This window comes from Caulifigura coniformis, from assembly GCF_007745175.1.
Taxonomy (GTDB): domain Bacteria; phylum Planctomycetota; class Planctomycetia; order Planctomycetales; family Planctomycetaceae; genus Caulifigura; species Caulifigura coniformis.
This window is the reverse complement of sequence record NZ_CP036271.1, coordinates 4,138,964-4,152,079: the sequence shown is the minus strand read 5'-3', so window position 1 is coordinate 4,152,079 and position 13,116 is coordinate 4,138,964. Positions and strand designations below refer to the sequence as shown.

Annotated in this window: 11 protein-coding genes; 1 reads left to right on the top strand and 10 read right to left on the bottom strand. The window is 64.9% G+C overall.

The window, feature by feature from the left end:
• Positions 1-36: 36 nt before the first annotated feature.
• The 6 genes from Pan44_RS16730 to Pan44_RS16705 are packed head-to-tail and all read right to left on the bottom strand — an operon-like array spanning position 37 to position 6,894.
• On the bottom strand, positions 37-1,029 hold the full coding sequence (locus tag Pan44_RS16730; protein ID WP_145031149.1) for an NAD-dependent epimerase/dehydratase family protein: 993 nt from the start codon (positions 1,027-1,029) through the stop codon (positions 37-39).
• Entirely contained in the window at positions 1,026-2,186 is a 1,161-nt protein-coding gene (locus Pan44_RS16725; protein ID WP_197453394.1) for a Gfo/Idh/MocA family protein, read from the bottom strand. Before Pan44_RS16725 ends, Pan44_RS16730 begins: the two co-directional genes overlap by 4 nt.
• On the bottom strand, positions 2,183-3,364 hold the full coding sequence (locus Pan44_RS16720; RefSeq protein ID WP_145031145.1) for a glycosyltransferase: 1,182 nt from the start codon (positions 3,362-3,364) through the stop codon (positions 2,183-2,185). Before Pan44_RS16720 ends, Pan44_RS16725 begins: the two co-directional genes overlap by 4 nt.
• The gene (locus Pan44_RS16715) at positions 3,361-4,611 is read right to left on the bottom strand and encodes a GNAT family N-acetyltransferase (protein ID WP_145031143.1); all 1,251 of its coding nucleotides are present in this window, start codon (positions 4,609-4,611) and stop codon (positions 3,361-3,363) included. Before Pan44_RS16715 ends, Pan44_RS16720 begins: the two co-directional genes overlap by 4 nt.
• Positions 4,608-5,513 carry a glycosyltransferase family 2 protein gene (locus Pan44_RS16710; protein ID WP_145031142.1) on the bottom strand — a complete coding sequence of 302 codons (906 nt, stop codon included), beginning with the start codon at positions 5,511-5,513 and terminating at the stop codon, positions 4,608-4,610. The genes Pan44_RS16715 and Pan44_RS16710 overlap by 4 nt, the downstream gene beginning before the upstream one ends.
• A gap of 4 nt (positions 5,514-5,517) precedes the next feature.
• Positions 5,518-6,894, bottom strand: coding sequence for an O-antigen ligase family protein (locus tag Pan44_RS16705; protein WP_145031141.1), 1,377 nt, complete (start codon positions 6,892-6,894; stop codon positions 5,518-5,520).
• Between the two features lie 348 nt (positions 6,895-7,242).
• Here Pan44_RS16705 and Pan44_RS16700 point away from each other — a divergent pair, with 348 nt between their 5' ends.
• Entirely contained in the window at positions 7,243-8,289 is a 1,047-nt protein-coding gene (locus Pan44_RS16700) for an agmatine deiminase family protein (protein ID WP_197453393.1), read from the top strand.
• Positions 8,290-8,330: 41 nt separating this feature from the next.
• On the opposite strand, the gene Pan44_RS16695 is transcribed toward Pan44_RS16700, so the two are convergent.
• The 4 genes from Pan44_RS16695 to rsmH form a co-directional block, all read right to left on the bottom strand.
• Complete coding sequence (locus tag Pan44_RS16695) at positions 8,331-10,184, bottom strand: peptidoglycan D,D-transpeptidase FtsI family protein (protein WP_145031140.1); 1,854 nt, start codon at positions 10,182-10,184, stop codon at positions 8,331-8,333.
• Complete coding sequence (locus tag Pan44_RS16690; protein WP_145031139.1) at positions 10,181-10,480, bottom strand: hypothetical protein; 300 nt, start codon at positions 10,478-10,480, stop codon at positions 10,181-10,183. The genes Pan44_RS16695 and Pan44_RS16690 overlap by 4 nt, the downstream gene beginning before the upstream one ends.
• An 88-nt stretch (positions 10,481-10,568) precedes the next feature.
• Positions 10,569-12,125: a LysM peptidoglycan-binding domain-containing protein gene (locus tag Pan44_RS16685; RefSeq protein ID WP_197453392.1), complete on the bottom strand. Its 1,557-nt coding sequence runs from the start codon at positions 12,123-12,125 to the stop codon at positions 10,569-10,571.
• Between the two features lie 11 nt (positions 12,126-12,136).
• Positions 12,137-13,060, bottom strand: coding sequence for a 16S rRNA (cytosine(1402)-N(4))-methyltransferase RsmH (rsmH, locus tag Pan44_RS16680; RefSeq protein WP_145031137.1), 924 nt, complete (start codon positions 13,058-13,060; stop codon positions 12,137-12,139).
• Positions 13,061-13,116: the final 56 nt, after the last annotated feature.

Below are 13,116 nucleotides of genomic sequence, written 5' to 3'. Positions count from 1 at the left end.
TCGATCGTTGAAAACACCTGGCCCAAACTCTGCCTTTCACTCCGCAATCGATCTCTGGAACGTTTCGGCAAACGGGAGGTGCGGGGACCACTTGAGACGCTCCCTGGCCTTGGTGTTCGTGAATTTCAGCGGTTTCCACATCGAATCTGTCCGGTAGCGCGTGATCACGCCCGGTAGCTGTCCTCCGGACCACCTGCTGTAGCGCTCATAAAGCGATGACAGGGGGCCGATCGCCGTTTGCGGAATCCAGACGGATTTCACCCGCCGTCCGGCCTGGCGATACATCCGGAGAACCTGCTTCCCGCTCGGGAGCTCGTCGTCCAGAACGTTGAACGCCTCGCCGACGATGCCTGGCTCCACGCCCGCCTGCCGCATCGCGGTCGCCACATGGTCCACATACACGTACGGCAGCTGCCGTCCTCCGCCGATGCGGAACATCCGGCCACCCATCTGCAGGCCAATGCGGTTACTGAGAGCCCCGCGTCCCGGCCCGTAAATCACTCCCGGGCGGATCACGACGAGGGGCAGTCCGTGGTTGCGGCAGGCGTCCCAGGCCGCCTGTTCCTGCACCACCTTGGAATAGGTGTAAGGGTCGCGCCGCTCCGGCTCCGCATCGACCGGACAGCTCTCATCGAGAACTCCGTTTCGCTTCAGCGTTGCGGCCCCGTACACGCCCAGCGAACTCACGAGCACGAACCGCTTCACCGGCTGTTCGAGGCATGCAGCGATCAGCCGCCGCGTCGGCACGACCGTGTTCAGGAACATCACCGCGGTGCTGCCCGTCAAACCGGCGGCCGCGTGATGGACGACGTCGATTCCGTCAATCGCCGCCCGGCAATCGGCCGGGTTCATCAGGTCTCCGCGAACGATCTCAACGTTCGGCCACAGGTCCTCGCCGACGAAGCTGCGAAGCTCGTCCGATCTGCTGGAGGCGCGGAGGAAGCAGCGGACCGCCATCCCTTCGCTGGCCAGTTCACGAACAAGCCGCCGCCCCAGGAATCCGGCCGCGCCGGTCACGAGCGTGTTCATCGCACTGACTCCAGTTGCCGTTGCGGGGGAGGGGAGCTGGCCTCCAATGTTCGGGGCGCCTCTGGGGCCTGGCCGTCGCGGGCGCGGCACTCTTCGAAAATGCGGTCCATCAACCGTGTGACCCGGACGATTTCCGCCGGAGAGATGGGAGCGGGGCCTCCGTCCCTGATGGAAGCGTAGAACCGCTCGGACAGTCCATTGAGGCCCGCGAAGTAGTGAATGTCAGCCCTTGCGAACCGCCACAGGTTCCGCCGCAGGTTCCGTCCCGCGTCGCGCCATTGTGCCCAGGGAGTGAGGAGCTTGGCGAAGGCGCCGGGCGCCCTGGAGGGTCCGATCCGACGCACGACCTGTCCATCGAGATCGACTTCCAGGGCGCCTTTCGAACCGTAGACTCGCGTCACCCGTTGCGACGGAATCGTGCTCGAGAACGTGAGCGTCCCGGTCACGCTCGCACCGCGCACCACAACATTCAACTCCGTCGGAAAATCGAACGGACTTCGACGGGCCCACGCCGCGACAATCTCGGGCTCGTCATCCGGCAGGTATTCGGTGATCCGGTAGAGCGGATGGGAGATGGTGTTCTGGAACAGACCTCCCGGCAGACGCCGCACCCAGTGACGGGGATCGCCTGCGACCTGTGAACCGAACTGGCCGCTGATCGGATATCCGAGGACAGACTCGACATGGGTGACACCACCGATCTCGCCCGCGTCGACCCGCTGCCTGAGCGCCAGCCAGGCCGGGTCAAAGAGCTGGTCGTGTCCCACGCAGACCTTGAGGCCCCGCTCGTTCGCGATGGCGACCAACGTCTCCGCTTCTCTCGCGTCCTGTGTGAATGGCTTCTCGACGTAGACGTTGGCGCCGGCGGTGAGGCACTGGCGGGTGAGCTCGAAATGCGTGTGGGCGGGAGTGGCCAGATGGACGACCTCGGGCCGGACCTCGGCCAGCATGTCGGCCAGGTTTTCGTAATACGCAGGGACCTGAAACCGCGCCGCCGCCTGCATCGCGAGGTCGCGATAGGCATCGCAGGTCGCGACAACGTGGGCACCGGGGATCTTCGCAATCTCCTGCAGGTGCGCATCCGCGATCTGGCCGCAGCCAACCAGCGCCACGCGGAGACGATCGGCGTTTGCCGACTTCTTACGGGAGTCGCTCATCGGTGGACTCCTTTGCTCTCGAGCAGTTCTTCGTAGAGCCGCTCGTAGCCGTTCATCATCGTTCGCACGTTGAAGTGTTGTTCGACGCGCGCCCGTCCGGCACTGCCAATCGCCTGCCATTCCCCGCGGCGTTCGCACATCCGGATCATCGCATCGGCGAGGGCCTGCGGGTTTTGAGCCGGCGCGAGGTGGCCAGTGACTCCCTCCTCGACGATCTCCGGGCTCCCGCCGACGGCAGTCGTCACCACAGGAAGTCCCACGCTCATTGCTTCGAGGATCGTCAGCGAGATTCCTTCCGTTCGCGACGACGCCACATAGAAGCCTGCCTCCGTCAGCAGGGCAGGGACGTCATGCCGTTCGCCCAGAAACGTTACGACGTCAGTGATGTCCAGTTCCGTGCAAAGCGATTCCAGCGCCGCGCGCTCGGCCCCGTCCCCGACCATCTTGAGACGGTACTCCGGAACCCGGCTCTTCACGATGGCCGTGGCCCGCAGCAAGGTCGCAAAGTCTTTCTCGCTCGACAGCCGGCCGACCGAGATCGCCGTGCAGCCGCCAGCCGGACCAGCAAACCGGAACCGCCCGACGTCGATGCCGTTCCACAGCCGGATCATGCGGGATGCCGCAGCCGGATTCTGCTGGCGGCACAGCTGCGTCGCGTCTTCCGAAACCCCGACGATACGATCGGCGAAGTGATTCGCGATGGCGAACTGGAGATGATCCTTCCAGCCGTTGCCGCAGCCGCGTCCATGCTGCGAATTCACGATCACAGGCACACGGGCCGACACTGCGGCCATCGTCCCGTAGAAATGCGGATAGGTGTTGTGGGTATGCACGATATCGATCGAGCGTTCGCGAAAGAGGGTCTTCAGCGATCGGTAGATCTCGGTTTTTCCGATCTTCGGGAAGCCGAGCGACCGGACGCGCACGCCGAGTGCCCGCAAGTCGTCTGCAGGCGGACCGGCGTCGGTGAGTGACACGAACTCCAGCAGGTACCGGTCGCGATTGGCGAGCCGCCCGAATTCGACGAGCAGCCTTTCGAGGCCGCCGGTGCGCAGCGTCATGCTGACGTGGCAGACATGGATCGGACGCACGCCCGGGCGCACGCGATGCCTGGCGGCGTCCGGAATACCGGCGCCGTTCGCGGAGGATGTCGGTTCTGAGAGCGTGGCAGTCGTCATGTTGGAGATGCGGTTGCAGCGAGGGTTTCTGGAGATTCCATCGGGATCGGCGTCGCGCTGGTGGGCGACGGAGGCGACAAACCGGCGTCAGCGGCCGGCGAACGTCGTGTCCGGTCCCGCAACTTCTTAAGGCCCTTGAGCAGATCGATGGTCGAATTCCGCAGCGTCCGCCGCCGCCAGGTCGCCCATGTCAGCTGCTGTGCGTCCGTTGAAAGGTTGTCCTTGTGGCGTTTTTCGCCGACAAGGAAGTCGTACGCCCGATATTCGCGCCGGGCGGCCTCGGAAAGACACAGGTAATGCGTGACGAGTCCCGGGCTCGGCTTCTGCTCGAAAGAGGCGAAGCCGGACAGGTAGTCCAGCAGTCGGCCGCGGTCGACCAGCAGCATCAGGCAACCGACCGTTTCGCCTTCGTGCCTTGCTCGAAACAACACGACCTTCCGGTCGTCGAAGCCCTGCACAAGCATCTGCCGCTGGAAGCCTTCGAAGCGATGGCTCGCAAAGGCGCCTGGCTGGCCAGACGCCACCCATCGGGCCTGGTGCAGGGTCACCATCTCCGAAAAGACATCGTCCGCCTCTTCCAGCGACTCGGCCCACGTCGTCTCGATCGCGCCATATCTCCGCAACAGCCGCCGCAGGTTCTGCCGCGTGCTGCGTCCGAGCAGTTCCAGCGGCTCAAGTCCTGCTTCACGCGGCTTCGCAAGGTCGAAGTAGCGGCATTCGCGAATGCGGCTCTCGGTCGGCCCGGCGGGCCAGTTCCACTCTGCGATCTCCTCGGCCGCCCAGCCATTCAGATGGACTTCATCCACGCCTGATTGTTCGCTCATCCACGCTTGAACCGCCGCGATCAACGCCGGCCGGTGGGCGCGCACAGCCAGCAGGCCGTTGTATTCGACACAGACCGAATGCCCGAGCGGCTCACCGGCAGTCCCGACGTGCAGCGTCCTGAGCGGAATTGGTCCCGCCTTCTGTCCGGCTCCACGCGTGATGAGCGCGGCACCGACCGTCTGACCCTCGTGGGACACGGTCAGGATTGTGGACGGGATCAGGTCCCGGTAGGTGCGGAGCCAGGCCGATGTCCACAGGTGGGAACACATCATCGGCACGTTGCCGAGCCGCGATTCGAGTTCCCGCCAGACCAGCAGGCCGGCATCGAGGTCCGGGCCGTTCCAGGCGCGCACCGACAGTCTCGCCGGTCGAGCACCGGCGGGAGGCGAAGTCGGTCCCTGCTCCTGATGTGGATCGATCATGAAAGAAACTGGGAGAAGGTCCGAAGGAGAGTCCGGCGGAGATTCAACACCGGGGCTGGAGCGAAGGTCGACATCCAGCGCAACGCGTTTCGCCCGTCGACACGATGCTTGAGGGATTGACGCAGGTAAGTGCGTGCCGCGGGAAGGTCGCGGTCGTAGAGCAGGGCGATTCCGTACTCCGCGTAGATGGCCGCCAGCTTGGTGCTCAGTTGTTTCTGCGGCATCCCGCTGAACTCGGCGACCTTCTCGGCATTCCGCACCGCCGCCTGAGCAATCTTCCAGTAGTTCGACGACAGGTTGCCTGGAGCCGGCGTGTACTCGACGAGTTCTTCCTTCACGAAGGTGAACTTCGCGCCGCGTGACGCCATTCTCAGCCACAGGTTGTAGTCCTCGATCCCGAGGACGCCGCGGTCTTCATCGAAGCCGCCGACCTTCTCGAACGACTCCCGGCAAACGACCGACGTCGACAGGCCGATGTAGTTGTGGTCCCACAGGTCGTCGAAGGTGAGAGGCTTCTTCGGGTTGTCGCGTTCCAGCGGCCCGACGACCTGGCTGAACACGACGTCCGTATTGCCGCCTTCCATGTGGGGCAGCTGGAGCTCGAGCTTGTTGGGTCGCCAGGCGTCATCCGCATCGATGAACGCGATCCAGTTCCCCTTCGATTCCTTCACCCCGCGATTGCGGGCCGCGCCCGGACCGCCATTGGATTGGCGAATCACCACGGTCCGAGGATCAGCCGCACGGGCTGCGGCCGAGGTGTCGTCGCTCGAGCCGTCGTCGACGACGATCAGTTCGAGAGGGGAGCGCGTCTGCGACCAGACGCTGTTGATGGCGCGCTGAACAAATGCCGCCGCGTTGTAGGCGGGCATGACGACGCTGATCACAGGAGTCTTGTTGCTCATCAGTTCACCCGAATCTTGCAAACACGCGGACGAACGCGAAGCAACAGGCGAGAAGCCCGATACTGCACAGCACCCACCGCTGGGCCACGAGGTGATCGAGGGCGATAATCGGCTGCGGACGCCGCCGGTAGTAACCGACCAGGTTGATGTAGGCCGCCGCCACGCCCACGATCATGTAAGTGGGGGGCACATAGCAGCGGGAAAGGGTCGCCATGCCGGTGCACCAGCCGGCCAGCATGGCCGCGATGTAGGGCATCATGCGTCGCAGTTCCGGGTCGAGAATCTCGATTCGGTCGCGTTTGATGCGGTAGAACGCCCACGCCGCGAACAGGAAGCAGCCGAAGAACATCGTTCCGCCAAGGAATCCGAGTTCGACGTAGGCATGCACGTAGGAATTGTGCGCGGCGAGCCCGGAGATTTCGTGGTAGCGGTTCTCTCCAATGCCGAAAGGGAGCTTCACGGATCGGATCTGCTCGAGGCCTTCGGCCCACAGCTGAATGCGCTGCTGTCCGGTCCCCCCCGAGATCTCGATGTTTCCCTGCCGGCCGAGAACCACGGGAACGGCGGCCGCCCCCATGGCACCAATGGCCATGGCCACCTTGCCGCCGTACTTCACGGCCAGCCAGGCCATGCAGGCGACGCCAAATGCGAGAATGCCGCCACGAGAATGCGTCATCAGCACCGCGTGCGTCATCAACGCCAGTGGAGCGAGCCACAGGAATCGCACCCCGGCCACGGTGGGGTCCGTGAGGAAATAGAGCGAGATCACTGAGGTGACGGCCGCCAGCGAGGCGAGGTCGTTCGGGTCGTGGAACATCCCGAGTCCGCGAAGCCGGAACACCCACACCGGCAATCCGTCCGGCGTCTCGCCGTTCAGGTCGGTCACATGGCGGAGCAGCTTCGGCGCCTGGTCGGGCAGGTCTTTCTCCAGCTCGCGCACGGCGTACAGGTCGGACCGGTTGCTCCATTCCGCCACGAAGTCGTGGTAGTCGATAACGCTGAGGAGCACCATTGCCGACGAGCAGATCACCGTGAGCTGAAGGAACTGCCTGAGCCGGGGAACGGTGTTCACAACCGACACCAGCATCAGGAAGTACATCAGCACCTTCACCATGTTGAACAGCCCCTCGGCAGCAAGGGAGATGGCGCCGTTCGTCAGGTGGGAGATGGCGATCGACGCCGTCAGCCCGAGCATGCACAGGTTGATGGGCTGCTGGATGAGCGTGTCGGAACGCACCTGGTTCCAGATGCCGCCGATTCCGGCCAGGATCGCCGCGACAATCAAATACAGATAAACCTGGATGTTCCCCAGCGCCGGAAAGAGCTCGGCGGGGCGAACGAACAGGGCGGCGTTGGCAAGGAGGAACAGGAAGTACGCCATGGGCGATGGGAGGGCCGTAGCGTTCGGCCCGCGCGCAAACGCCGCGCGATGGCTCCCTGCAGGCCGAACGCTCAAGTCTATGTCGCGGAATGGACCGGCCTGTCGTTTCCGGTCGACATTGGTGTCTCCAGAAGGCAACAAGGGCAGTCTGCGCGAGCCGTAACGGCGCGTTGCCGTCCGAAGACATCGTCTTTGCGGGTTGGGACGCCGGTCACCCCAGCGCAAGCCGCATAATCGTTACGATCGGCTGAGGCGGCTCAACCGCTTTCCTCATCAGGGCGCGGCGCTACAATGCTGCCTCCCGGTCTCGAACACCGCCCCTCAACGAAGCCATTCTCGTCCCCGCTGATGTCAAAGACGCCCGCCGCTCTCGGTTACCGCATGCCCGCTGAATGGGAGCCTCATGAAGCGACCTGGCTGTCGTGGCCCCACAAGCTCGAAAGCTGGCCAGGCGCGTTCGAGGAAGTGCCCGGCATCTTCGTCGAGATGTCCCGGTTCCTCGCCGAGTGCGAAAAGGTCCGCATCAACGTTGCCGGCCCCGACATGGAAGCCGGCGTGCGGAAGCTGCTGGAAGAGGCCGGCGTCAACGTCGCCGCCGTCAGCTTCCACCACAACCCGACGAACGACGCCTGGTGCCGCGACCACGGTCCCATCTTCGTGGTCCGCGACGTCGACGGCCGCCGTGAGCGAGCCATCACCGACTGGAAGTACAACGCCTGGGGGGACAAGTACCCTCCGTACGACCTCGACAACACGATTCCCGGCCGTGTCGCCGCCGAGTTCAACATTCCGCGGTTCGAGGCGGGCATCGTCATGGAAGGGGGCTCCATCGACGTCAACGGGCGTGGCACGCTGATGACAACCGAGGCCTGCCTGCTGAACAAGAACCGCAATCCGCACCTCACGAAGGAGCAGATCGAGGGCTACCTGCGCGACTATCTCGGAATCCGCCACTTCCTCTGGCTCGGTGATGGCATCATCGGCGATGACACCGATGGCCATGTCGACGACATCACGCGCTTCGTTTCGCCGGACACGGTCGTGACCGTCGTCGAGGAGGACACGGCAGATGAGAACCACAAGCCGCTGGCCGAGAATCTCGCGCGCCTGAAAACCATGAAGGACCAGGACGGCCGGCCCTTGAACGTCGTGACGATTCCGATGCCGTCCCCCGTGGAATTTGATGGGCAGCGTCTGCCCGCGAGCTACGCCAACTTCTACATCGCGAACCGCCGCGTTCTCGTGCCGACGTATCGCTGCAAGAACGACGCGGTCGCCCTGGAGACCCTGCAGCGGCTCTTCCCGGAGCGCCTTGTCGTCGGCATCGACTGCACGAAGCTCGTGTGGGGCCTGGGGGCGATTCACTGCGTCACGCAGCAGCAACCGGCGGCATAGGGCCACAAAAATCTGCACGCGGTGTTCTCAAGCTAATGGCTCTACCGGCGTCGGCTCTTCGCCTTCACTTCCAGTTCCTCAGGTTTGTCGGGCGGAATTCCGAGGTAGTCGAGCGTGATCTTCAGGACGTCTGCCGCCGCCGGTGCCGCGACGATCCCACCGTAGGTGCTCGGCCCCGCCGTCGGTTCGTCCACGGCGATCAGCACGAGCGCCCGCGGGTCGTTTGCCGGCGCTCCGCAGGCGAACGACCCGATATGTCGCGAATGCGAGTACCCGCCGGTTTTCGGATCGAGCTTCTGCGCCGTGCCCGTCTTTCCGAAGACGCTGTACCCTGGAATCTGGGCTTTCTTTCCGGTCCCGCGCGTCACGACTTCCAGCATGGGGCCGGTAACGAGCCAGTCGGCCGTCTCGCGGGACACGAGGTCGCGTCCGATGACTGTCGGTTTCTCGACGCGGTCCCCCTCGACCTGCAGCAGCAGGTGCGGGGTGAGGTATGTGCCGTGATTGGCCAATGCCGCATGGGCGGCCGCCACCTGCAGCGGTGTCGTCGCGATCTCCTGGCCCATCGGGATTGAACCCGTCGAGTAGCTCGTCCACTTTGCGAACGGATTGAGCTGGCCGGGAAGTTCTCCCGGCAGCTCGATTCCGGTTGGGCGTCCGAAACCGAAGGCCGATGCCGCGGCGAAGAGTCCGTCGTTCTCCAGCCGCTCACCGATCTTCGCCATCCCGATGTTGCTCGACTTCACGAGGATGTCGGTGACGCTCAGCGGCCCGTAGCTGTGGTGATCGTGCAGCACGCGCCGCCCCATGCGGTAGGCACCGTGGCCGCAGTGGAATTCCTCGTCCCGCTGCACGACGCCCCGGTCGATCGCCGCCGCCACGATGAACGGCTTGAACGTCGAGCCCGGCTCGAACATCGAAGCGATCGCATGATTCCGCCATCCGTTGGCCTCAGCGTGGTGATCTGCCGGGCCTTGATCGGACGCTGCGTCCGAGACCCCCGGCTTCTTGCCGTCCTCGCCCCTCAGACTCCCATCCGAAGCCGCCTCTTCATCTCTCGAAGCCGGCGTTTTGAGCACTGGCATTTCCGGCCGTGAGGCCATCGAAAGCACTTCCCCCGTTTTCGGGTCGAGCACCACGACGCACGCCCCGAGCGGCCGGCATTCCTCCATCAACTTCGAGAGCCTCGCCTCCACCTGCATCTGCAGCAGCGAGTCGATCGTCAGGCGTACGTGATGCCCATGCCGCGGCTCGATCGTCTTCGAACTGTCGACGTCGATCACGTACCCCCGCGCGTCCCGCAGCAGGGTGCGTTCGCCGTCCTTGCCGACCAGTAGTCGCTCCAGTCCTTCCTCGACACCGCCTCGTCCGTGGTTGTCGATGTCCCTGTTCCCGAGGACATGTGCGGCCAGCGGTCCCTGCGGGAGAATGCGCTCGAATTCAACGCGGAAGTGCCAGACATCCGGTGGCAGCCCCAACGATCGGACGGCGTCGGCCTCCTCCGGTTTCAGCCGTCGTTTCACCCACAGAAACCGCTTCTCGTGCGACGCCACGATCCGCTGCGTGAGCGCCTCGGCGTCGAGGTTGAGGACGCCCGCGAGAAGCCCTGCCACCCGGGCCGGCTCTTCCACGGCGCTTGGATCGATTGCCAGGCTTTCGGTCCGTGCGGAGGTCGCGAGCAAGCGGCCGGCCCGGTCGGAAATGTCGCCCGGGCGGGCCGGCAACACCTCGACAAACGCATGCTGCCGCCGCGCCAACCGAGCCGACGCGACGTTCCCAAAGCCCTGCACGGTAATCAGCCGCAGGGCAATGACGGCCCAAAGCGCGACCAGGCCACAGGCGATGAAATCGCTGCGCAGACGCGACGACCGTGCCTGTCGGCGAAGCCCGCTCACCGGCGACTCCGTAGCCCATTCGGGCCCTCGGCCGATCCCATGCGAACAGATTCGCGATCTTGCAGTTGCCGGGCTTCCATCAGTCGTTGCGGCGTCTGCAGTTCTTCAATGCGCAGCCTTAACGCGGCGGCCTCCTGTTCCAGTCGATCGGCCCGAAATGTCTGCAGGCTGAATTGCCGCGACAGTTCGAGGCTTCGCTGCTCGAGCGCCACTCCGGCCAGAGCGATGGCAACAAGGATGGCCATGGCCGCCCCGAACCGCAGCAGATGGGCAGAGGCGTTCGAACCAGGTTCCATCTGCCCGAACCTCGATCAAAACTGATGGGCCCGGCCCGCGGGACCGTCCCCACAGGCCGCTCGCGAGACACCGCGCGCCCTTCAGCCCTTATCGGCGTCCTGGAATTGCATTCGCCGGTCCAGTTTCCGCGGCGTCGGCGGGCATCACGAGAATCATGCCCATTTTGAGGTTATTCGGGTTCGGCAGCTGCTCCTGGTTCATCCGGTAAATCTCTTCGGACCGGAGTGTCTTGCCCAGATAGCGCGTTGCGATTTCACCCAGCGTGTCTCCCTCGCCAACGATGTAGTAGGGCTCCCCCTGGGCATTGAATCGCAGTCCGGCCTGCGGCTTCGCCGGGGGTTTCGCATGCCCGCTGGCCTGCATCAGCTTGCCGTACCGCGTATCGAGCGTCTGTGCCGACGGCACGAGGACTTTCATCCCCGGCTTGAGCGACTGCTGGTCCGAGATTCGCGGTTTGTTGTATTCCGCCAGTGCCTGAAAGTATCGGCCGGCCCCATAGTGCTGACGGGCGATGCTCCAGTAGGTCTCCCCCTGCTGGACCACGTGCAGCGTCTCGTCCTGGGGATCGTTCATCCCGGCGGCAGGCTGCGGAACGTTGAAACTCGTGCGTTCCGCGTTTCCGACCCGGGGAGAGTAGGGGGGCTCCGCCTTGGCGCGCCGGGCCGGCGCGGCTGGCTCGATCGGCGCTGGTTGCTGCTCGAAGGCAGGCCACGCGGCCTCGCCTTTCGGCTCTCCCGGTGACGGGGCCGGCTCAGCGGCGAAGCCGTTGCTCGTCCCGATCGGACGGGCTTCGGGCTCAAACTGGGCCGGAACCTGCAGCGGAACAGGTTCCGGCTCGAACTGCACTGGCGTCACCGCCTGCATCGCAGGGGCCGCCTGGGCAGTCGTCCACTGGGCTTCCGCCTGTGCTTCCTCCGCCGGCGCTCCAAAAGACCCCGGCACGCTGCTCACCTGCTGCGCCGGGGCTGCTCCCTGGGGGCTGAAGGCGGCAAACGGGTCGTCATTCGGCGTCGCCTGTTCTGCCGACGGCATCGGTTCCGGCGTAACGATCGTCACGGCAGGTTCCGACTGCCCGGCGACTTCAAAGCTTCCGACCGCTTCCCCCATGGGCGCCGCGGTCTCGTTGGAGGCCAGCGTCACCACGCCTTCGCCTGCGCTGCGCGATTTGGCCATTCGCGAAGGAGGCGCCGCAAACGGACTCTCCTCGGGGGCCATCGCGGTCTGCTGCCTTGGCGGCGCGAATGCGGCGAAGGGATTTTCGTCCTGAGTCGCGGCAGAATGATCCACGGCCTCGACAGCGGGCGCCATGCGACGGGTGATTGGAGCCCGGTCAAAGGGGGAGACGGCGAGATCCGCTTCCTCAACGGATTCACCTTGCGGCGCCGCGACAAATTCCGCTTTGGGAGCGCCGGCCGTCTCTCCAGCGAGAACGAATTCCTCTTCGGAAGCCGTCGATGCTGCGGCACGGCTCGGCATCTGCTGGAAGCCGACCCAGCCCAGACAACCGAGCATCCCGGCCACGGCCGCGGCGCCGCCGCGTTTCAGCCACAGGCTGCGGGCTGAAGGCTGGCGAGACGCCAGCCATTCCTGTGAGTCGAACCGGGTTCGCGGGGGCAGGGCCGCCGCGACGGGTTCACTGACCACGGGCCGCGGGCTTACCGCCGGACGGCGGCCCGCAACTTCGCCGATCTTGACCGCGGGTTGAGGCGTTCTTCGGTTGGTGTTCCCGTGACCGGCTTCTTCGTGAGCGGTTCCCATCGCTCTGTCTCCCGAAAGGCATCCTTGACGTATCGGTCTTCCAGCGAATGAAACGAAATCACGACCAGCCGCCCGCCGGAACGAATCCGACGCGGAGCGACGTCGCCGAGCAATCGCTTGAGTTGTTCGAGTTCTTCATTGACGGCAATGCGCAGCGCCTGGAAGACGCGCGTCGCCGGGTGGGTGTCTCCGCGTCGTCCCGGCGAGGCCTGTTCCACGACCCGGGCCAGTTGCTCCGCTGTTTCGATGGGCGACTTCGAGCGCCCCTGCACGATGGCATGGGCAATCCGATGGGCGTTCGCATCCTCGCCGTAGTCGCGAAAAATGTCCGTGAGCTGTTGCACGTCGGCCGTGCGGAGCAGTTCACTGGCCGGCTGCCCGTGGCGCACGTCAAACCGCAGGTCGAGCGGGCCACCCGCCTTGAAGCCGAATCCCCGCTCCCGATCGGCCAACTGGTCGGAGGAGAGGCCCAGGTCGACGAGCACGCGGTCGACCGCGGGAACGGCGAGTTCATCAAGGACGGCATCGAGTTCCGCATAGCTGGATTGCTTCAGCACCACATCCGGCGATTCACCAAGGTTCTCTGCCGCCAGTCGCAGCATCATCGAATCCCGGTCCACGCCGATGAGCGTGCCGCCGGGCCGGATGGCCTCCAGGATTTTTCGACTGTGTCCGCCGGCCCCGACCGTTCCATCGACAACCGTCATCCCGGGCCGCAGGTCCAGCGCTGCCAGAGTCTCTTTCAGCAACACGGGAATGTGCACGGCGCGCACCGCCGGTCGCGGCGACGGACCGGATGGGGAGGCCGGAGTGTCAGTCATGGGAGGCGGTTTCTAGGATGTTCCTGAAGATTTCGGAAAGGCCAGATTGGCAATCT

Bases quoted from the DNA above. Each gene is read 5' to 3' on its own strand.
- Pan44_RS16705 (WP_145031141.1), bottom strand. From the start codon at position 6,894: ATGGCGTACTTCCTGTTCCTCCTTGCCAACGCCGCCCTGTTCGTTCGC.
- Pan44_RS16720 (WP_145031145.1), bottom strand. From the start codon at position 3,364: ATGACGACTGCCACGCTCTCAGAACCGACATCCTCCGCGAACGGCGCC.
- Pan44_RS16725 (WP_197453394.1), bottom strand. From the start codon at position 2,186: ATGAGCGACTCCCGTAAGAAGTCGGCAAACGCCGATCGTCTCCGCGTG.
- Pan44_RS16700 (WP_197453393.1), top strand. From the start codon at position 7,243: ATGTCAAAGACGCCCGCCGCTCTCGGTTACCGCATGCCCGCTGAATGG.
- Pan44_RS16730 (WP_145031149.1), bottom strand. From the start codon at position 1,029: ATGAACACGCTCGTGACCGGCGCGGCCGGATTCCTGGGGCGGCGGCTT.
- Pan44_RS16710 (WP_145031142.1), bottom strand. From the start codon at position 5,513: ATGAGCAACAAGACTCCTGTGATCAGCGTCGTCATGCCCGCCTACAAC.
- Pan44_RS16715 (WP_145031143.1), bottom strand. From the start codon at position 4,611: ATGATCGATCCACATCAGGAGCAGGGACCGACTTCGCCTCCCGCCGGT.
- Pan44_RS16690 (WP_145031139.1), bottom strand. From the start codon at position 10,480: ATGGAACCTGGTTCGAACGCCTCTGCCCATCTGCTGCGGTTCGGGGCG.
- rsmH (WP_145031137.1), bottom strand. From the start codon at position 13,060: ATGACTGACACTCCGGCCTCCCCATCCGGTCCGTCGCCGCGACCGGCG.